At 64.2% G+C, this 19,817-nt stretch carries 19 protein-coding genes; 7 read left to right on the forward strand and 12 right to left on the reverse strand.

The window, feature by feature from the left end:
* On the forward strand, positions 1-393 hold a 393-nt coding region (locus BGN95_RS14090), incomplete at its 5' end, for a DUF1611 domain-containing protein (protein WP_286773010.1).
* A gap of 38 nt (positions 394-431) precedes the next feature.
* On the opposite strand, the gene BGN95_RS14095 is transcribed toward BGN95_RS14090, so the two are convergent.
* Together BGN95_RS14095 and BGN95_RS14100 are read right to left on the reverse strand one after the other, a co-directional pair.
* The gene (locus BGN95_RS14095; protein ID WP_286773011.1) at positions 432-1,916 is read right to left on the reverse strand and encodes an alpha/beta hydrolase; all 1,485 of its coding nucleotides are present in this window, start codon (positions 1,914-1,916) and stop codon (positions 432-434) included.
* Between the two features lie 67 nt (positions 1,917-1,983).
* A complete protein-coding gene (locus tag BGN95_RS14100) occupies positions 1,984-4,110 on the reverse strand; it encodes a TonB-dependent receptor (protein ID WP_286773012.1) in 2,127 nt (708 codons plus the stop codon).
* A 259-nt stretch (positions 4,111-4,369) separates the two neighbouring features.
* Between BGN95_RS14100 and BGN95_RS14105 the strand changes: the two genes are divergently transcribed.
* Complete coding sequence (locus BGN95_RS14105) at positions 4,370-5,137, forward strand: class I SAM-dependent methyltransferase (RefSeq protein ID WP_286773013.1); 768 nt, start codon at positions 4,370-4,372, stop codon at positions 5,135-5,137.
* 98 nt (positions 5,138-5,235) lie between these two features.
* Here BGN95_RS14105 and BGN95_RS14110 read toward each other — a convergent pair whose 3' ends face one another.
* Complete coding sequence (locus tag BGN95_RS14110; RefSeq protein ID WP_286773014.1) at positions 5,236-5,580, reverse strand: UBP-type zinc finger domain-containing protein; 345 nt, start codon at positions 5,578-5,580, stop codon at positions 5,236-5,238.
* 479 nt (positions 5,581-6,059) lie between these two features.
* Between BGN95_RS14110 and BGN95_RS14115 the strand changes: the two genes are divergently transcribed.
* Positions 6,060-6,881 carry an AraC family transcriptional regulator gene (locus BGN95_RS14115; RefSeq protein WP_265312645.1) on the forward strand — a complete coding sequence of 274 codons (822 nt, stop codon included), beginning with the start codon at positions 6,060-6,062 and terminating at the stop codon, positions 6,879-6,881.
* A gap of 294 nt (positions 6,882-7,175) precedes the next feature.
* Positions 7,176-10,169 (forward strand): hybrid sensor histidine kinase/response regulator, encoded by a 2,994-nt coding sequence (locus BGN95_RS14120; protein WP_286773015.1) that lies wholly within the window; start codon positions 7,176-7,178, stop codon positions 10,167-10,169.
* Positions 10,170-10,503: 334 nt separating this feature from the next.
* Here the strand turns inward: BGN95_RS14120 and BGN95_RS14125 are convergent, their stop codons facing one another.
* Genes BGN95_RS14125 through BGN95_RS14140 form a run of 4 tightly spaced genes read right to left on the reverse strand, consistent with a single transcriptional unit; the run spans position 10,504 to position 13,229 of the window.
* Entirely contained in the window at positions 10,504-10,671 is a 168-nt protein-coding gene (locus BGN95_RS14125) for a hypothetical protein (RefSeq protein ID WP_286773016.1), read from the reverse strand.
* 13 nt (positions 10,672-10,684) lie between these two features.
* Positions 10,685-11,455, reverse strand: a complete 771-nt coding sequence (locus BGN95_RS14130; RefSeq protein ID WP_286773017.1) for an SDR family NAD(P)-dependent oxidoreductase — start codon at positions 11,453-11,455, stop codon at positions 10,685-10,687.
* Positions 11,456-11,466: 11 nt separating this feature from the next.
* Positions 11,467-12,651 (reverse strand): zinc-dependent alcohol dehydrogenase, encoded by a 1,185-nt coding sequence (locus tag BGN95_RS14135; protein ID WP_265312649.1) that lies wholly within the window; start codon positions 12,649-12,651, stop codon positions 11,467-11,469.
* A complete protein-coding gene (locus BGN95_RS14140; RefSeq protein WP_265312650.1) occupies positions 12,651-13,229 on the reverse strand; it encodes an SRPBCC family protein in 579 nt (192 codons plus the stop codon). The genes BGN95_RS14135 and BGN95_RS14140 overlap by 1 nt, the downstream gene beginning before the upstream one ends.
* Before the next feature lie 187 nt (positions 13,230-13,416).
* On the opposite strand from BGN95_RS14140, the gene BGN95_RS14145 reads away from it, so the two are divergent.
* Positions 13,417-14,106, forward strand: a complete 690-nt coding sequence (locus BGN95_RS14145) for a hypothetical protein (protein WP_265312651.1) — start codon at positions 13,417-13,419, stop codon at positions 14,104-14,106.
* A gap of 54 nt (positions 14,107-14,160) precedes the next feature.
* Here BGN95_RS14145 and xth read toward each other — a convergent pair whose 3' ends face one another.
* Positions 14,161-14,979: an exodeoxyribonuclease III gene (xth, locus tag BGN95_RS14150; RefSeq protein WP_286773018.1), complete on the reverse strand. Its 819-nt coding sequence runs from the start codon at positions 14,977-14,979 to the stop codon at positions 14,161-14,163.
* Between the two features lie 227 nt (positions 14,980-15,206).
* On the reverse strand, positions 15,207-15,767 hold the full coding sequence (locus BGN95_RS14155) for a TetR/AcrR family transcriptional regulator (protein ID WP_286773019.1): 561 nt from the start codon (positions 15,765-15,767) through the stop codon (positions 15,207-15,209).
* Between the two features lie 84 nt (positions 15,768-15,851).
* On the opposite strand from BGN95_RS14155, the gene BGN95_RS14160 reads away from it, so the two are divergent.
* The gene (locus BGN95_RS14160; RefSeq protein ID WP_286773020.1) at positions 15,852-16,919 is read left to right on the forward strand and encodes an aldo/keto reductase; all 1,068 of its coding nucleotides are present in this window, start codon (positions 15,852-15,854) and stop codon (positions 16,917-16,919) included.
* Between the two features lie 170 nt (positions 16,920-17,089).
* Here the strand turns inward: BGN95_RS14160 and BGN95_RS14165 are convergent, their stop codons facing one another.
* The 3 genes from BGN95_RS14165 to BGN95_RS14175 form a co-directional block, all read right to left on the reverse strand.
* A complete protein-coding gene (locus BGN95_RS14165; protein ID WP_286773021.1) occupies positions 17,090-18,253 on the reverse strand; it encodes an aspartyl protease family protein in 1,164 nt (387 codons plus the stop codon).
* A 222-nt stretch (positions 18,254-18,475) separates the two neighbouring features.
* Complete coding sequence (locus BGN95_RS14170) at positions 18,476-18,859, reverse strand: glyoxalase superfamily protein (protein ID WP_286773022.1); 384 nt, start codon at positions 18,857-18,859, stop codon at positions 18,476-18,478.
* On the reverse strand, positions 18,852-19,511 hold the full coding sequence (locus BGN95_RS14175) for a MarR family winged helix-turn-helix transcriptional regulator (RefSeq protein WP_286773023.1): 660 nt from the start codon (positions 19,509-19,511) through the stop codon (positions 18,852-18,854). Before BGN95_RS14175 ends, BGN95_RS14170 begins: the two co-directional genes overlap by 8 nt.
* Between BGN95_RS14175 and BGN95_RS14180 the strand changes: the two genes are divergently transcribed.
* Complete coding sequence (locus tag BGN95_RS14180; protein WP_286773024.1) at positions 19,494-19,751, forward strand: VOC family protein; 258 nt, start codon at positions 19,494-19,496, stop codon at positions 19,749-19,751. The genes BGN95_RS14175 and BGN95_RS14180 overlap by 18 nt on opposite strands.
* Positions 19,752-19,817 lie beyond the last annotated feature (66 nt).

Raw genomic sequence — 19,817 nt, forward strand, 5'->3', positions numbered from 1 at the left:
GAATGGCTGTCACCCGACGCGGCGCCCGATCATTGGGACGTGATCGAGGGGCAGGGCTCGCTGTTCCACCCGGCTTATGCCGGCGTCACCCTGGGGCTGATCCACGGCAGTCAACCCGATGCGCTGGTCGTCTGCCATGAGCCGGTGCGCACGCATCTGCTCGGCTTCGACTATAAGGTGCCGGATCTGCGCCGTTGCATCGACATGAATGTCGCCGCCGCCCAACTCACCAATCCGGAGGCGCGCGTGGTGGGGATCAGCGTCAATACGTCGCGCATGGAGCCGACGGCGATCGACGCCGCCATCCGCGATATCGAGACGCAGACCGGTCTGCCGTGCTGCGACCCGATCCGGCATGGCGTCGACCGTATTCTCGATGTGCTGCTGAACTGACCCTTCCGGCTCGTGCTCCCGCCCGCGCGGGAGCACGATCAGCGCGCGGGAACGTGCCGGATCGCCGCTGGATGCCGCCGCTGCTGCATATGCGGGAACCCATTATCCTGCCCGCTGACGAACCGATCGAGGAAACCGAGCGCGAAATCGCCGATCAACCCGTCGATCTCGGCAACGGGGATCGTGCCGTAGACCGCGGGCGGGGTGCGCACGCGGAACATGCGGATCAGATCGGTGAAGGCGAGATGCCCCGCGCCCTCCACCCGAAAGCGGAAATCGTCCGCCGGCGCGACCGCCGCCCACTGCCGGAACGCAAAGTCCATCGGATGCCTGCGAGGATCGCGCGGCTGGTTCGGGTAGAGCGGATAACGCGGCCAATCCGACTGGAGCCACAACATCGGCCGGCCGGCCGCACGATCGAACATCGCCGGGTCATAGGTCACGCCGTCGAGGCTGATCGCGGCGCGGCATCGCGGCTCCTCGACACAGGCTTCCGCCGCGATCCCGCCGCCGAACGACATGCCGCCGAACGCGAGCCGCGAGAAATCCACCGAGCGCGCCACCCTGCCCGCGAGTGTCGACGGCCGGGCGCGTTCGAGCGCGGCGAGCGCAAAGCGGGTATCGGAAAGCCACGCCGCGGTGCTGCGCATCAGCCGGTCCTCCTTCGCCGCCGCGGCATAAGCGGGAAAATGCCGACGCCAGGCCGCGACGCTTTGATCCTTGACCAGCGCCCCCAAGGCTTCGGCCATTGCCGGGGTCACCACCAACGGCGTGGTTTCGCGGCTCCACCCGTCGGCGAATTGCTGCCGGGCGGAATCATAGGGGTGGCTGATGCTCGCCACGACATATCCGTGGCTCGCCAACCGCTCGAACAGCGGCGTGTTCTGCGCCGGGTACATCGTATAGCCGTGGTTGAAGACGAACAACGGATGGCTGCCCCCCGCCGGTTCCGCATCGCGCCGCGCATGGGTGGGGACGGCGGCGAGATGGAGCAGTTCGAACGGATGATGGAACGCGTTGCGCGCGATCGACCCGGCGTCCGCCACGATGGTCGCGCGCGGCAGATAGCGCGCGATCGGCTCGCCGCTGGACGAGGCGGGATACCAAAGCTGCACGATCATGCGGCGAGGCTCGCCCGGCCCATCCTCCAACACCCCGCGCCGTGCGGTATCGACCAGCTCGATCCGCGTCGCGCCGATCGGGTAACGGCCGTCCGGCTCGGGAAGCGAAAAGAGCGGGAACAGATAATAAGGGATCGCCGCCGCGAGAATCCCGATCACGAATATCGTCAGCGCCGCGATCCGCGTCGCGCGCCGCGCGGCACGGCGGCAGCGCATGAAGATCGCGGCGATCGCGGCGATCGTTGCCGCCGGGGCCGCCTGCCAATGAAGCGTGGCCAGCGCCACCAGCGCGATGGCCAGCGCGAGCAGCGCGGCGAGCACCGCCGGCCGTCTCTGCCCCGTCGCGGCCAGCACGCCCGCCGCGGTCAACAGCGCAAAGGCAGCGACGTCGATCAGATACATCGGCTACCCCTTTTCACGGGTTCGACCGCGACCCTGGCCAGCCCTGGGCCACGCAACGCGACGTGTTTCAGAACGCTTTCCCGATCCTGAAGCCAATCTGCCGCGGCCGCGGCACCCCGCCGATCCCGCCGAGCGTCGGATAATAAGGCGAGTGCTCGTTGAGCAGATTGCGCGCGAAAATCGCCAGTTCGAACCCTTCGATCGTCGCACCCAGGCTTGCCCCCAGGAAGGATTGCGGCCCGGTAACGATCCGCGTTACGCCCTGCCCGCCGACCAATTTGTCTTTGTGATTGAAATCCAGATCGATGAAACCGGGGATGGCGGCCGACCAATTGAACGCATAGCTCGCCGCAAGCTGGATCGAATATTTGGGCAGCGCGAGCGGGCTGGTGCCCGGCGGGAAATCCACCTCCGCTTCGGGACTGGAGGCGATGAACACCGATCCCATCACGGTGCCACTCGCCGACAGCTTCAGCGCCCGCACCGGATTCGCAGTCAATTGCCATTCGACACCTCTGATCCGCGTGTTGCCGCCATTGGCGGTATATTGCAGAAACACCGGCGTCAGCACGACACGATCATAGACCTGCCCGCGATAATATTGCTGGAAAGCCGCAAGGTTCACCCCGAGCTTCCCGTCGAGCAGCGTCGCCTTGAACCCCGCCTCATAGGCCATCGAGCGTTCGGGGGCATAGGTCAGCGGTGGCGGAAAGGCGGGATTGACCACCGCGTTGAACCCGCCGCTGCGGAAACCGTTGCCGACGTTGAAGTAGAGGTTCGCGTCGCGCGCGATGTCGTATTTCACGAATGCGCGATAGGTGACACGCGCGAAAGTCCCCGACAGCGTCGGCAGATCGCCGTCGGTGAAGCTACGACTGTCATGCGAATAACGCACGCCCCCGCCCAGCTCGAGCCGGCGGAACAGGGTGTATGAAGCGTCGCCGTAGATCGCCCAGGATTGCGATGTCGTCCTGATCGGTTCCTCGAGGATCGTCACGGTGGTGGACGGCGGATAGAGCAATTCCGCGCCGTCAAGGAAATGGCGCAGCAGATCATCATCCTTGTAGATGCCGCCGACTACCCATTTGAGCGGCCCGTCGCCCTTGGAGGTCAGCCGCAGTTCCTGGCTGGTGATCGACTGTTTGTTGAGATAGCGCGTATTGGCGATCTCCAGGGTGATCGGCGCGGCCGGATCGTCGGTGGCGTAATAGATTTGATCGAGATTGCTGTTGCTGTAGCGCCGGCTGTGCGCAGTATTGCTCATCAGCTCGGCGAATCCCAAGTCGTATTCGATCCTCAAACTGTAAAGATCGAGTTCGGACACGCCGCTCGTCCGCCCATATGGGTCGATCGCGTGGCGGTAAAGCCCGTCCTCATAAGGCAGGATATTGGCGTAGGACGGGGAATCCTCATTATTATGCCGGATATCGATCATGCCGACGACACGCAGCCGCGAATCCGGCTGCCACAACAGCTTGACGCGGCCGTCGTAGATCCGGTTGGAATTGACGTTCTTCGCGCCGGTGCCGACGTTCTTCAACCAGCCGCCATTGTCCTGATATTCGCCGGCGAAGCGCACCGCGAGCGTATCCGACAAAGGCAGGTTGAGCGCCGCCTTCACCTGCGCGGAGGCGCTACCGCCATCGGTGGCGAAGATCGAATAGTCGACGGTGCCGCCGATCCGATCGAGCGTCGGATCGTTGGTGACATAGCGGATCACGCCGCTCATCGCGCCTTCGCCGAACAGCGTGCCCTGCGGCCCCTTGAGCACCTCGACCCGCGCGAGATCGAGCGTTCCCGCATCGGCGTAGACCGGATAGAAACCGTCCTGCGAACCGGTGAGCGGCGTCTCGTCGAGATAGATCCCGACCAGCGACGACGTGCCCCTGAGGCTGTTGATGCCGCGAATCTGGATCAGCTGTTTCCCGCCGCCTTGCGAGAAAACGTCGAGACCCGGCACATTGTCCGCGATATCCTGAAGCGAGCTTGCGCTGCGCTTCGTCAGGTCTGCGCCGGACAGCACGTTGACGGTCAGCGGCACATCCACCACGCTTTGCTCGCGGCGCTGCGCGGTGACGACGACGTCGCTCGGGTGGGCGAGGTCTCCCGCATCCTGCGCGGCCGCGATCCCCGGCGCGAGCAGCGCGGCCAGCGACGTGGCGCAAAATAGCCGCCGGTCTTTCTTCCCCACCATCTTCATACCCTCCCAATAGCATCGGCAATGGGATGCGCCGTGCTAATCGGACGATCTTCGATGCTCGGCGCGCGCGCTGCTTAGCCGAGAGGACGGGCGCTTTTACACATAAGCGTCATGAAACGCGGTTTTCAGAACCTTCAGATCGAAACGCACCCCCTTGCGCCAGCGGTAACGAGCCGCCAACGCCCAATGCCGCTTTTCATCGCCGTGCCGCAACGTATTATCTGCTCAATACACTTCGCAAAGGGGATGGAGGATGCGGAAGATCGTCTGGGTCGCGGCGCTCGCGGTCATGTGTCAGGGCGGATCGATGGCACTGGCGCGCAGCGAGCCGACGCCCGATTTTGCCGCCGCGGTCGCCAAACCGGGCCGGCCAGCGGAGGAAATCGCGCTCGATGAAAGCCGCAAACCGGCCGAGGTGCTGGCGTTTCTCGGCCTGAAGAAGGGCATGAAGGCGGCCGATATCATGACCGGCTCGGGCTATTGGGCGGAGATCATGGGCAATGCGGTCGGCCCCAAAGGCAAGGTGACGGCGTTCGAGCCGAGCCAATTCTATTCGACGCCGGAGGAGCAAAAGAAATGGGCGGCGCTGGTCGCGCGCCGACCCGACATTCGTTTCGTACGCTACCCGTTCGAGGCGTTCAGCGCCGCGCCGAACCAGTTCGATTTCACGATCATCAACCTCAGCTACCACGATCTCTATTGGGAATCGGCCAAATATCGCATCCCGCGCAGCGACCCGGCGACGTTCGTGAAGGCGCTCTACGCCGCGACCAAACCCGGCGGCATCGTCGGGATCATCGATCATGTCGGCCCCGCCGGCGACACGCGCGCGGTGGTCGAGAAATTGCATCGCATCGACCCTGCGACCGTGAAGACCGACTTCACGAACGCCGGTTTCGTGCTCGAAGCGGAGAGCCCGTTGCTTGCCAATCCGGCGGACGATCATGCGAAACTGGTGTTCGACCCTGCCATTCGCGGCAAGACGGATCGCTTCATGTTCCGCTTCCGCAAACCGCATTGACCGTGCACGCCATGCTCTCGCCGTCTTACGGGAGAGCAGGCGACCGCGAGGCGATACGGTTGCCCGGCTTTCGTAGAAGGATCCGATCCGCTCATCTGTCATCGATGAATCCGCTCCATCCAGTCCTCGGGCACGGCCCCTTCTGGACCCGGTATCGGCTGATCCACCGGATGCGCCAGGGGGGCGGCAAGCGAAGGTCCCGGAAATACCGCTTCGCTGCGATAATCGTAGAACCAATCCTCTCCCGGTTCGAAACTGCGCACGACGGGATGGCCGGTGTCGTGAAAATGATGTGTCGCGTGCTGAGAAGGCGATGTGTCGCAACACCCGATGTGGCCACATTGCGCGCAGCGGCGGAGGTGGACCCACCAGCCTCCGGTTTCGAGGCATTCCTTGCATCCGGTCCCGCTCGGCGGAACGCTGGGATCGATCCCGTCACGCATCCTCGACCATCCCTTTCTGGGCATGAGCGGCGATGATGACATCGCTTGCCCGCTCACCCACCATATAGATCGCGCCTGCAATGGACAGGCCTGCGATCCGCGAAAAAATGCTGGACCCACTCGTCCTTCCAGTTCGCCCGCGCGCATCAGGAGGTGGACGGCCTGTGCGGTGCTGGACGCGCTCGGCCGGTTGCGAACGCAGCGACCGCAAGGAGGGAGAACGCCAGCCGGGTATCGATGGAACTGTCGATTCTTGTCCCGCCGAAGCTCATCGCGCCGATCAGTCCGGCATTGTCAGAATCGACGCCGTCTCAGATTCCGTCACGGAACGTATGGGTTTCCACGCGAATTAGCGTAAGCAGGACGCCAACGGGTTGGCGATAACAGGGTGGCGGGCGCATGGGGTGAGGGAGACTGACGCGGCTGAAGCCGGCAAGATCGAACCTGTCGCGGACGTACGGTTTCGGCGTCCCACGGGCATGCTGAGCGACTTCATCACCGCCTATTATTTCGTCGAGATCAGCGGCCCGGCGGGAAGCGAAATCGAGGATCTGCTCCATCCCGAATGGGGCAATTTGCGCTTCCATAGCGGCGAGGATTGGGATGTCGCGACCGGCGACGGCCAGTTCGCGACGCCGCAATCGGCGACATTGTTCGGGCCGACCTCATGCGCGCGGCCGATCCGCGGCCGGCCCGGTATCGTGACCGGGGTCGGCTTTACCCCGCAAGGCTGGGCGCATCTGATCGGGATCAATGCGGCGACATTGGCCGACAAGTTCGCCGCCGCGGGACCGATCCTGCCGGGGATCGGATCGCTCGACATCGCGCTCGCCGGCGCAACCAGTGACGAAGCCCGTGTCGATCTGCTCGAGCGCTATTTTGCGGCGCGATCGGCCGCGCGGCCGGCCTGCGATCCCCGGATCGGTGTGATCGCCACCGCGGTCAACGAAGCCGAAGATGTCCATGTCGAGGAACTGGCGCATCGGCTCGGCCTGACCATGACGCAGCTCGCGCGGGCATCTCAACGCTGGTTCGGCTTTCCCACCAAGACGCTGCTGCGGCGCCAGCGCTTCCTGCGCACGCTCGCGCAATTGCTGCACCCCGACGGCCAGCCGATCGGACGGATCGTCGATCAAGCCTATTACGACCAGTCGCATTTCAATCGCGAGTTTCGATATTTCATGGGGATGTCGCCGCGCGATTATTTCGCGCGGCCACGCTCGATCCTCAGACCTGCAGCCGCCAATCGCATGGCTGAAGTGGGCGCCGCATTGCAGGGACTCCACCGGCCGTGCGCATGAAAAATGCCTCCACGCGCCGCGCGGAGGCGTTTATCGGATAACCGTGCCGGTCAGGCTTCGGCGGGCGTCTTCTTGGGGCGGCCGCGCTTTGCCGGCGCGGCGCCGGCAGTGAACAGCGACGTTAGCATCCAAGGTGACGCCCGCATCAGTCTTATGACCCAGCGATTGGCGCCGCGGCCCGTAAGACTGATTTCGATCCCGCAACGGGAGCCTTCTTCCCCGTCGGAAGTTTCCACCCAAAGAAAAATCCTTTGATCCGGGGCGCTTCAGTCCATGACAACAGGACAGGCAAGATTGTCTGAAAGGTGGAACGCGTTATTCGACGCCGCCGAACGACTCGCCCGCGCCCGAGCGCTCGACGAGGTGGTCGATGTGGTGCGCAAGACGGCGAGGAATGTCACCGACGCTCAGGGCGTAACCTTCGTCGTCCGCGAGGGCGATCATTGCCATTATATCGCCGAGGACGCCATCGCGCCGCTCTGGGCCGGGCGCAGCTTCAGCCTTTCTGAATGCGTTCCGGGCTGGGTCATGCTGCATGGCGAACCGGCGATCATTCCCGATGTCCGCGCCGATCCGCGCGTCCCCAAGGATTTCTACCGCGGAACGTTTGTCGAAAGCGTGGTGATGATGCCGGTCCGCGCCGGCGCCGACGAGGCCGCGATCGGCGCCTATTGGTCCGAGCCGGGCGCGCCAGACGACACGACCGTCGAGCTGATCCGCATGCTCGCACGCTATGTCGGCGCGGCGATCGCCAATGTGGCGCTGCAGGACAGCTTCGAGCTGCTCAACCGGACGGCCGCGGCGGTCGCGGTCGAGCGGGATCTCGATACGATCGTCCAGATGGTCACCGACGCCGGGGTCGAGCTGACCGGCGCCGAGTTCGGTGCGTTCTTCTACAACGAGGTCGACGAAAAGGGAGAGCGCTACACGCTGTACAGCCTGTCTGGCGCGCCGCGCGAAGCGTTCGCGCGCTTCCCTATGCCGCGCAACACCGAGGTATTCGCGCCGACCTTTACAGGGACCGGGGTGGTGCGCTCAGACAATATCCGGCTCGATCCGCGTTACGGCAAGAGCGCGCCCTATCACGGCATGCCCGAAGGCCATCTGCCGGTGACGAGCTATCTTGCGGTGCCGGTCAAATCTCGCAGCGGCGAGGTGCACGGTGGGCTGTTCTTCGGTCATCATCAAGAGGCGCGGTTCACCGCCGACCATGAAACTGCCCTGCTCGGGATCGCCGGGCATGCCGCGATCGCGATCGACAATGCCCGGCTCAACCAGGCGACCGAGGCCGAGATCCGCGCCCGGCGCGCCGCTGAAGCTGAGTTGCGCTACCTCAATGCATCGCTCGAACACCGTATCGCGGAGCGCACCGCGGAAATCCAGGCGCAGGCCGACCGGCTGGCGGAGAGTGAACGGCACTTCCGCATGCTGGTCGAGGGTGTGTCGGACTATGCGATCTACCTGCTCGATCCGCAGGGCAATATCACCAACTGGAATCCCGGCGCCGAGCGGATCAAGGGCTATAACGCCGATGAGATCCTTGGACGCAATTTCTCGACCTTCTATACCGAGGAGGATCGCGAGGCCGGCATCCCTGCTCGCGCGCTGGAGATCGCAACCCGCACCGGCCGCTATGAGAGCGAAGGGTGGCGCATCCGCAAGGACGGGTCGCAGCTCTGGGTGAGCGCGGTCATCGACGCGATCCGCGACAAGGACGGTCAGCTCGTCGGCTTCGCCAAGATCACCCGCGACCTGACCGAGAAACGCGAGATAGAGGAGCAGCTCCGCCAGTCGCAGAAAATGGAGGCCGTGGGTCAGCTCACCGGCGGCATCGCGCATGATTTCAACAATCTTCTCACCATCATCACCGGCAATATCGACATCGCCTTACGAATGCTCGAAAACCCTGCCGACGGCGGGCGCGTCCGGCGCGCGATCGGCAACGCGATGAAGGGCGCCGAGCGGGCAAGTGCGCTTACCCAGCGCCTGCTTGCCTTCTCGCGCCGTCAGCCGCTCGCACCCAAACCGCTCGATCTCGACAAGGTCGTCGCCGGCCTCTCCGACCTGCTCAAGCGCTCGCTTGGCGAGCTGATTCATCTCGAGGTCGTGAGCAGTCCAGGCCTCTGGCCAGTCGAGGCGGATCCCAACCAGCTCGAAAGCGCACTCGTCAATCTCGCGGTCAACGCGCGCGACGCGATTGCAGATAGCGGGACGCTGACGATCGAGACCGCCAATGCCTATCTCGACACCGATTATGCGGCCTCTCATGCCGAGGTGCCGCCGGGCAATTATGTCGTCATCGCGGTCAGCGATACTGGCGTCGGCATGCCTCGCGACGTGTTGGCGCGCGTTTTCGAGCCCTTCTTCACCACCAAGGAAGTCGGCCACGGTACCGGACTCGGACTGAGCCAAGTTTACGGGTTCGTCAAACAGTCCGGTGGACACGTCAACGTCTATTCCGAGGAAGGATGCGGCACCACGGTCAAAATCTATCTTCCACGATTCACCGGCGCCTCGATCGAGGAGGATGCCCCGGTGGAAACCGCATACGAGCCGCGCAGCGCGCGGGGCGAGGCCGTATTGGTCGTCGAAGACGATGCCGAAGTCCGCGCCTTTTCCGCCGACGTGCTGCGTGACGCGGGTTACCAGGTGCTTGAAGCGGGCGACGGTGCAGCGGCGCTGCGCATCCTCGAACGCCGCAATCAACGCGTGGATCTGCTCTTTACCGACGTCGTGATGCCCGGCCTGTCGGGCCGCGAACTCAGCGATCGGGCTCGCCAGCTTCGCCCCAATCTCAAGGTGCTCTACACCAGCGGCTATACCCGCAACGCGATCGTTCACGGGGGACGCCTCGACCCGGGCGTCGAGCTTCTGCCCAAGCCATTTACGTCGCGGAGCCTGATGTTGCGGGTGCGCGACCTCCTCGACGCGCGAACGGGTAAACGGCTGCTGCTCATCGAGGACGACCCGGCCGTCCGCACGCTCGCGATCGAAGCGCTTCGTTCAGCCGGATATCTGTCGGAGCCCGCAGCCAATGCCGCCGAAGGCCTGGGCCGGTTGCGCGCCGCGCAGGGCGGATATGACGCCGTGGTCATCGCGACCGGCCCAAGCGAAAAGGACAGTGACGCGCTTTTGAAGGAAATTCGCGGCCAATGGGCCGATCTCCCCGTGCTGATCACCGGGGCCGCTTCCCCGTCGGCCGAATCCGCGCAGGCCGTCGTTCGCCTTGTACGGCCCTATACCGTCCAATCGATTATCGACGGTTTGAAGAGGCTCGGCATCACATGAGCTGGATGATCTGAAGGTGGAGACACACCGGTCGATTCAACGGTACCGATCTGTTCAGACCCCCGCGCGCCATGATGTCCAGCGGCCTGCCAGCAAAGGTTCCCACGATAGAAACGGGGGCCGCCCAGGCAAGCGCATGATGATCTCCGCGCCACGAACCTGTTCCGCCGAATAATGCGGCGCCTGTCTCGGAGGCGCCTTTCGTTTGGCTTTTGTCTGGTCTGCATCGTCCGCGCCTCCCGCCGGTATTTATCCAAATCCGCCAGCAACGCCTGCCCGGTCGCCTGCGGCCGCGAGGGGACGGCCTTGGACACCTTCGGACGGTGCTTCGGGATCAGCCGTTTTTTGTCAGCGAACTCTTTTTCCCGCCGTCAGGCCGCGGTGGCGGCTGGTTTTTGTTGAGCTGATCCGAGGGACGCCGCGCATCGCCCTCCTGCTGATGCTCGGTGGAGAGATTCGGTCGCCGCGTCTCGCGCGTGGGCTTGATCGCCTTGTCGTCCATCGACGCTTCCTTCCTAGCCATCTTTCGCCGAGCCGGGCTCAGCCATGTTGCGGTGCATTTCGGCGGTGACACTTTCGGGCAGGACATGGCTGGCGGCCGCCTGCAGCTTGTTCTTGAAGCCGTGGACGACATCCGCCTTGCCCGACATGACCGCATCCCACCCGGTCCTCGCGACTTCGCCGGGGTCGTCCTTGCGCTGCTGACCGACTCTCGTGTCCTCCATCCCGGCGCGCCGGAAGAATTCGGTGTCGGTCGCGCCCGGCATCAGCGTGGTGATGGTGACGCCTTGCTTTTCCTTCATCTCGTTGCGAACGGCATCGACGAAACTGTCGATGAAGGCCTTGGTACCATTATAGACCGCCTGGAAGCTGCCGGGCATGAATCCGGCGATCGAACCGGTGACGAGCACCTTCCCTTCGTTCCGCGCCGCCATCTGCCGCAACACTCGCTGCAGCAGGTAGAGCGTGCCGACGATATTGGTGTCGATCACATGCCGCCATTGCGCGACCTCCTGATCGAGAAAGGCATGGCCCAGCCCATGACCGGCATTGGCACAAAGGAGATCGATCTCCCGCCCGCGTGCCGCGTCGAGCAGCCGATCGACGCCCTCGACGGTCGAAAGGTCGACCTCGAGCGTCTCGACATTGCCGCGCGCGCCGGCTGCCGGGTCGTGGAACGGCGTATCGGCGGCAAGCAGACGGTCGTAACCCTCGGCCGCGGCGAGCTTCGCCAACTCGCGCCCGATCCCAGTCGAGGCCCCCGTAACGATCGCGAATTTCGCCATGCTTGCTCTCCTCAGGCCGCTGCGAGGCCGGGCTTCAGCACTACCTTGGTGACCTCGTTCTGCCGGTCGTGGAACATCTTATAGCCCTGCGGGGCCTGTTCGAGCGGCAGCCGGTGCGAGATCAGGAAGGTGGTGTCGATCTTCCCCTCGAGGACCGCCTGGAGCAGCCCCGGCATATAATGCTGGACATGGGTCTGCCCGGTCTTGAGCGTCAGCCCCTTCTCCATGAAGGCGCCGAGCGGGAATTTGTCGATGAAGCCGCCATAGACCCCCGGCATCGACACGCGCCCACCCTTGCGGCAGGCGATGATCGCCTGGCGGATCGAATGCGCGCGGTCGGTGCCCAGGAAGGTCGACGCCTTGATCTGATCCCACACATTGTCGACGAAGAAACCGTGCGCCTCCAGCCCGACGGCGTCGATGCACGCGTCCGGCCCGATCCCGCCGGTCATTTCCATCAACGCATCATAGGTTTGGGTCTTCTCGAAATTGATCGTCTCGGCCCCGAACTTCTGCGCGAGTTCGAGCCGGTGCGGGAAATGATCGATCGCGATCACCCGCTCCGCCCCCATGAGAAAGGCGGATTGCACCGCGAACAGCCCGACCGGCCCGCACCCCCAGACTGCGACGGTATCGCCCGGCTCGATCTCGGCATTTTCGGCCGCCATCCAGCCGGTCGGCAGGATGTCGGACAGGAACAGCACCTTCTCGTCGTCGATGCCATCAGGCACGGCGATCGGGCCGACGTCGCTGAACGGCACGCGGACATATTCTGCCTGACCGCCAGCGTAGCCGCCGGTCATGTGGCTGTAGCCGAAAAGACCGCTCATCGGCTGGCCGTAGAGCGTTTGCGCGATATCCTGATTGTCGGCCGGCAGCCCGTTGTCGCACGCCGCATATTGATGCTTGCCGCAATGGTAGCAATTGCCGCACGCGATCGTGAACGGCACCACCACCCGCTGGCCCTTGCGCAGCGTCGAGCGCGGCCCGGTATCGACCACCTCGCCCATGAACTCGTGACCAAGGATATCTCCCTTCCGCATCGTCGGGATGAAACCATCGTAGAGATGCAGGTCCGAGCCGCAGATCGCGGTGGCGGTCACCCGGATGATCGCGTCGCGGGGATTGACGATTTCCGGGTCTTCGACCGTTTCGACGCGAACATCGTGCTTGCCGTGCCAGGTGAGCGCGCGCATCAGCCTTTCTCCTCGTCATGCGCGCGCCGCGTGCGCGCCGCGGTGGCGACCTCGCCGGTTTCCATCAATTGCTTGAACCGGCGCAGATCGCGGCGCGCCTGGATCGCGGGCTCGCGCTGGAACAGCTTCGCCACCAGCCGGCCGATCGCGCCCGCCGGGGGATCGTAGACGATCGTCGCGGTCACCACGGTGCCACGCGCGCCGGCAGGCCGGAAATCGATCCGCCCGCGGTTGGGAACATCGGCCCCCTTTTCCGATGCCCAGGCGATCAGCGTGCCCGGCACCAGATCGGTAATGCTCGAGGTCCATTCGACAATGTTCCCGCCAGGCGCCTTCACCGCCCAGCGCGAGCGTTCGTCGTCGAGCACCTCGACCCGCGCGACATTCTCCATGAACGCCGGAAGATTGGCAAAGTCGCGGAAGAAGGAGAACAATTCGGTCGCCGACCGGTTAATCGTCACAGCCTGCCCGACCACCGTTTCGCCGGCGACGTGCCCGAGACCTTCCCCGGCATATTGGTTTGCGGATCGGTCCTTCGACGCCGCCGGCGGCGCGCTGTCGGTCAAATGTTCGCTCATCGTGCGCTCCCGTGGATCGTTCTCCCCAAGCGCGCGCGACTGGCCGCAGTTCCGGCCTATCCCCGTGTTTTATTGGATGTTTCAGTTATCCATGTTAAGTCAATGGTTGCAGTCGATAGCCAAGAGCGCGAATTCCCGGAAGCCGTGATTCCAACCCACAACTGTCCCGGCGGGTCGCGTCCGCGCATTGACCCGCTTCAGCCGCTCCGATGCGGAGGCGAGCGCCTGGGAAACTTCAGCGCCGGATCGGGATTTTTACTATTCCGGTCTGATCGAGGTTCCCCAAGCGATGCCGCGCAAGCAGAATCTCAAGGTGTTCCGAACGCCGACCGGCTTCCATGACGCCTATGTCGCGGCGCCCAGCCAGAAGGCGGCGCTGGAGGCATGGGGGAGCGATGCGGATCTGTTCGCGCGCGGGGTCGCCGAGCGCGTCACCGATCCCGATCTCATGCGCGAGCCGCTTGAAAATCCCGGCACCGTCATCCGACGCTCGCGCGGCAGCATCAGCGAGCAGATAGCCGCCTTGCCGAAAAACCCACCGTCGGCGGCGAAACGACGGCAGCAGGAAGCGGCCGAACCGGCGCTGCGGAGAACTGCGAAACCGCGACCGGCCAAAACCCAAAAACCAACGAAACCGAAAAAACCACCCAAGCCCAAACCCGACGCAGCGCCGTTGCGCGCAGCCGAGCAGGCGCTGGAAGAGGCCGCAGCGCGGCACAAGATGGAGCGTACCGCGCTCGGTCAGCGGCAGGCCGATCTCGACCGCGAACGGAGGAAACTCGAGCAGCAGCAGAATGCGGAGCAAGCGAAACTGAAGCGTGAGGTCGACAAGGCGCAATCAGCCTATGACCGGGCGATGCGCGCCTGGCGCGGATAGCGACTTGGCAATCAGATCGCCCTCGGAGCCGCGGTTTTGCGGCCACGCCGCACTTTAACGTTCCTCAAGCTCGATCCAAACCGGTGCGTGATCGCTGGTCTTTTCCCAGCGGCGCGGCCGGATATCGACCTTGGCCGCTCGCAGCCGCGCGGCGGCCGGAGCGTTGAGCAGGAAGTGATCGATCCTGAGGCCCGCGTTGCGCTCGAACGCGCCGCGCCAATATTTCCAGAAGGTGTAGATCGTCTCGTTCGGGTGGAGATGACGGACCGCATCGGTCCAGCCTTGATCGCGCAACCGCTGATACGCCGCTTTCACTTCGGGGGCGAACAGCGCGTCGTCGCGCCAGCGCTCGGGCGCATAGACGTCGATGTCGGCCGGCATGACATTGAAATCGCCTGCGACGATCACCGGCGCGTCAAGCCCGACCAGCGACGACAGATGCGTCTGGAGCCGGTCGAACCAGCGCAGCTTGAAATCGAATGCGGGTCCAGGTCGCGGGTTGCCGTTTGGGAGATAAAGACCGGCGACGAGCAGACCATTGACCGCCGCCTCAATATAGCGGCTCTGCACATCAGCGGGATCACCGGGAAGCCCGCGCCGGGTTTCGTGGATCGATCCGACCCGGCTCAGGATCGCGACGCCATTCCAGCGGGTCTGGCCGTGCCAGACCGCCTCATAACCGGCGTCGCGGATCGGGATTTCCGGAAATTTGTCCTGCGGCGCCTTCAATTCCTGGAGGCAAACGATGTCGGGCTCGGCGAGCGCGAGCCAGCGGAGCAGCACCGGCAGCCGGCCATTGACGCCGTTGACGTTGTAAGTGGCGATCTTAACAGCCGCACAGCCATCATAGGTCCGACAGCTCCTGACCGGCACGTCCCCGGCCTGACAGCGCACGATGATAATTTCAGAATCTGGCGCCGATTCGTCCAAGACGCACAGCCGAGCGCGACGTTCCTGTGATCTCCCTCATGGCCACTCTTCGACAAGTCCGCCGTCGCATCGGCCGGCAGCCAATTCATGTCGAAAACGACTGAGAGGTAGCCTCGCGCGCGATCTCGCATTCCCTCTCGCTTTGATGGCAATGAGCCGCACGGCCATAGCTAGTCTTTGGCGCCCAACCCCCTCAAGATGAGCGCAATTATCCTCGCCGACTGAGCATCCCTCCCGGGATGGGAAGGAAGCTGCCAAAGTACGCCGAGAAGCATCAAAACATCGTCGGCATTGGCACCGCGATCAATCGCGCCCACGCCCTCACATGCAGTGAGGAGCGACCGCACCGCCGACACCATCTGCTGATAGGTCTCGCGCTTGTCATCCTCGGACGTGGCTCCCTGCAGAAGTCTCGCCACGCCGCGCTTCATCGCACTGGAATCCGCCAACTGGGCACACCATAAGCGAAACGCCTCAAGCGGCGGATGCGCTTCCAACAATGTGGACGCGAGCGCCACAACGGCGCTGATCTCCTTGCGATACATGGCCAGCGCCAGAGCTTCCCGCGTCGGGAAGTGGCGATAGAGTGTGCCTTGCCCAACGCCGGCCGCCTTGCCGATAGCGCTGAGCGGCGTTTCGGGATCGGCGGTCAGCGCCTCACGTGCCACCTCGAGTATGCGATCACGGTTGGCGCGGGCGTCTGCACGCAATCCATCCTCCTTCACGGCCATATCGCCCCTTGACTAAACGGACAATTGTCCGTTACGGAACAGCAAGCGGACAATTGTCCAAATATAGCGTATGCGGAGATGGACATGCAATATGCCAAGCTCGGCCGGACGGGCCTCGATATTTCGCCTATCTGCATTGGCTGCATGGGATTCGGAGAGCCGTCACGCGGTTACCCTTCCTGGTCGCTCGACGAGGAAGCAAGTCGACGTCTCATTCGCCACGCGCTTGAGGCGGGCATCAATTTCTTCGACACCGCCAATTTATATTCGAATGGCTCCAGCGAGGAGATTCTCGGGCGGTCACTGAAGGACTTTGCGCACCGCGAAAACGTCGTGATCGCCACCAAGATCAGCGCGCCGATGCGCGATGGGCCCAATAGCATAGGGCTGTCGCGCAAGGCGATCATGACCGAAGTCGATATGAGCCTCAAACGCCTCGGCACCGACTATATCGACCTCTATCAAATCCATCGTCGCGACACGACCACCCCGTGGGAGGAAACGCTCGAGGCCCTGAACGATGTCGTCAAGGCCGGTAAGGTCCGGTACCTCGGTGCATCGTCGATGATGGCTTGGGAATTCGGCAAAGCGCTGCACCTGCAGAAGTCCAACGGCTGGGCTCGCTTCGTGTCGATGCAGGATAGCTACAATCTTCTCGACCGTGAAGAAGAACGCGAAATGCACGCGCTGTGCATCGACGAAGGGGTGCAGACCATCATCTACAGCCCACTCAACCGTGGCCGGCTGGCCCGGCCGTGGGGAGCGACCACCGCAAGGGCGGAAACCGAAGCGGCCTATAATCTGGGTGCGGCCACCGCCGACAGCGACAAGCTGATTATCGAGGCGGTGGGGACCATTGCGGAAGAACGGGGCGTCAGCCGGGCAATGATTGCGCTTGCCTGGCTGCGTCGCAATCCTGTGGTGGCGGCGCCGATTGTGGGGGCGCTCAAGGAAAAACATATCGACGATGCTGTGGCCTCGCTATCGATCAGCCTCACCGACGACGAGGCAGCACGGCTGGAAGCCCCCTATACGCCTCGGCTCGACCGTCAGGGCATGTCGGACCCGGCTATGCTGCGTCGCGCAGCCGAAGCAGCCACGGGACACAGCATAAGCCGGCTTCCGGTCCGTGAACCGAGCAAGGTAATCTGAGCCTTACCGGGTCGCCGACCTGCGTGCCGTGCATGCAATCCACGGCGAACAGCCGGTTGTTTCCCCCCTCCCCCCTTCCCGCCCCAGGTTGGTCGGGCTTCCTCGCACAATCCCGCTGAGTCTTCACCCACCGTGCGAGGCGATCGCTCCTCGCCTTCGTCGGCTGCAGCTCAGTAGAAGTCGCGCAGCACGAGTTGCCGTGCCGTTCCGTCGCACAGCCTGACGGCGTATCGCGTGCCGGGCGCCGCGCGACCCCAATGCTGGTCGACCAGTTGCTGCGACATCGGCTTGTCGTCGAGCGCGCAGATCGCGTCCCCCGCTTTCAGCCCGGCGGCCTCGGCGGGCGAATTCTTCATGACATGGGCGATCAGCAACCGGCCGTCCGCATAGGCCCCCTGGACGCCCGAGGTCGATTTGGGTCTGGGTATCGCCGGCGTGGTCCGGGCGGTCAGCTTCATCATACCGGCCGGGACGTCGACCGTCAGGTCGTAGCGCTGCAATATGCCCATGCCGATCAAGGCCTTGATGTCGTCTCCGGGAAACCAGCCGGCGTCGCTCGTCGCATGGGCGCCTTCGACCTGCAGGCCGCCGATGGTCAGCGAACCCAGTCGCCCGACCGGCTCGACGACCGCGCCCCCCGCGCCCGCCGCCATCAGGTCGGTGTCGACATGCACTTTCGCCTGCTGCATCACCGCGGGGGGCACGCTCACCTCGTCATCGCTTCCCAGGTCGATCATCGCGGAGGCGAGCGGCGCGCCGTTCACGCCGATCGTGGTGACGAGACGCGAACCGCGGGGCCCTAACCGAACCGGCGTCCCGCCGACGATCGGCTCGGCGTGACTGGGCAAGAAACGAAAGCGGTGATGATCCTCGTCGAGCTGCCATTCGAGCCTGGCCAGCAACGCAAGACCGATCACCGCGTCGAAGTTGAGGCCAGCGTTCCTCACATTGTCGAAATCGGTCACGACCAACGCGCCGGGGCGGGTCGTCCGCATCGCGCCGATATCGAGCGATATGCCGGGCGTCGCGTATGTTTGCGACGCGCCGCCGAACCCGATCGGCTTGTTCAACGGCGTTAACGCGAGATGGTGCGCATCGGCGAACGCCTTGCTCAGCACCAGCTGATCGAAGCCGGTATCGACCAGTGCGCGTGCCGGCTGGCCGTTGACGACGACCGGAATGACGACCTGGCCGCCATCGCCCGGATCGAAGTTGATCCAGCCCGATCCGGCATCGGGAAGCCAGAAAGTCGGCTCGATGGCCGGCGCGTCGGCGGCCGCGGGCGCCGCGGCGCCGAGCATGAGGCCCAACGCCGCGAACAATGCGGCCTTCACGACGACGAACTCTGCTGCGAACCAGGGTGCTCGGCCATTGCGCGTCTCGGCAGTGTCGCGCTTATTGCGCAGGCGCGAGCAAACGACAGTAATTGGGCAGAATTTTGTCGTGGCGAGCCGTCCCGCATCGCGAAAAGCGTTGGACAAGCTGGGACGCTTCGGCGCCAGCCTTGCCGTCGATCTCGCGATGCTGGCCTGCTATATCCGCGCGACGCGTGCCGGCTATTCGGCAAAAGCGATGAGGTTGCCGCCGGGATCGCGGAGGATGAAGGTTTGCGCGCCCCATATTTCACGCTTGAGGCGCTGGTGCCATTCGACACCGGCGGCGTCGAAGGCTCGGGCCAGCGCCTCGATACCCTGAACCGTTACGGTCGCCGAAAGCGCGTCGGCTTCCCGGTCGCGGAAGCCGTGCGCGAACACCTCGCCGTCTGTGTGCCGCAGGTTTAAGCAAGCGCCGCCCCGCCTGACCTGCGCGTAGAAAGGCGGATCGCCGTGCATGAACATGAGCGTAAAGCCGAGGCGATCGACATAGAAGGCGCAGGCCGCACTCAATTCCGGTACGAAAAGCTGGGGCTCGGCCGCGATCAGGATGGGTTCCTCATTCATGACCATCTTCCCCCGCGTGACCGGCGAGCCGGAGCATCACGTCGGTCGCCGCCAGCAACGCCCGACGATCGGCATCGTTCAGTTGGCGGGACATGGCATCCCTGAGCCATGCGCGACGGCGAGTCATCGCCCGCTTCAAAGCCGCCGTGCCAGCAGGCGTGAGGGCGATCTGTTGCCGGCGTCGATCCACTGGATCGATCGGCCGATCGATCAGCATGTCGGCTTCCAGCCGGGCCAGCAGGCGACTGAGCGACTGCGGCTGCAAGCCCTCGCTGCGCGCCAGCGCCGCCGCACTCATCGGCCCCGCTCGATGCAGCGATGCGAGCAACGCCAGACCGCTGCCTGTTACCTCTCCATCGAACGCGGGGCCGCGTAGTCGACGCGCCAGCCGCAACACTGCTCGAACGATCCGGGCTTCGCTGCTCTCACGATCGTCTCCGCTTGTCATTTCATACGCATTGCGTATTATTATGCGGCCGTCAACTGAGTGTTTGGTGATGGCAGAACGCTTGGAGACCGGCCGATGCTGCAGCGAATGACGGCGATCCTGCCTTGCAACGATCTCGATGCGGCGCAGCGCTTTTTCGAGCGTCTGGGCTTCACGCGCGATGATGGATGCCCCGACGACTACCGGATGCTGAGCGATGGGCATGGGGGAGATATCCACCTCAATCCCGCCGTTCCTGGCTGGCTGACGCCGGGGAGAAACCCCTTTGGGCTATACCTCTATCGCGAGAATGTCGACGCCCTGGCCGCCGTCTTTGCGGACGAGATCATCGAGCGAGAAGGCGCTGGCGACAAGCCCTGGGGCATGTATGAGTTCGCTCTGAACGGCCCCGACGAGACGCTCGTGCGCGTGGGTTGGCCCAGCCGGCTTCGCAAAGGTAGCTGAGAGACTGCCATCTACCCGTGCCGCCCCGTTCCACGCCTTTACTTGTCATCGCCGCGGTTCCGCGAA

The sequence above is a fragment of the Sphingomonas sp. 66-10 genome (genome assembly GCF_001897045.1).
Classification (GTDB): Bacteria; Pseudomonadota; Alphaproteobacteria; order Sphingomonadales; family Sphingomonadaceae; genus Sphingomonas; species Sphingomonas lycopersici.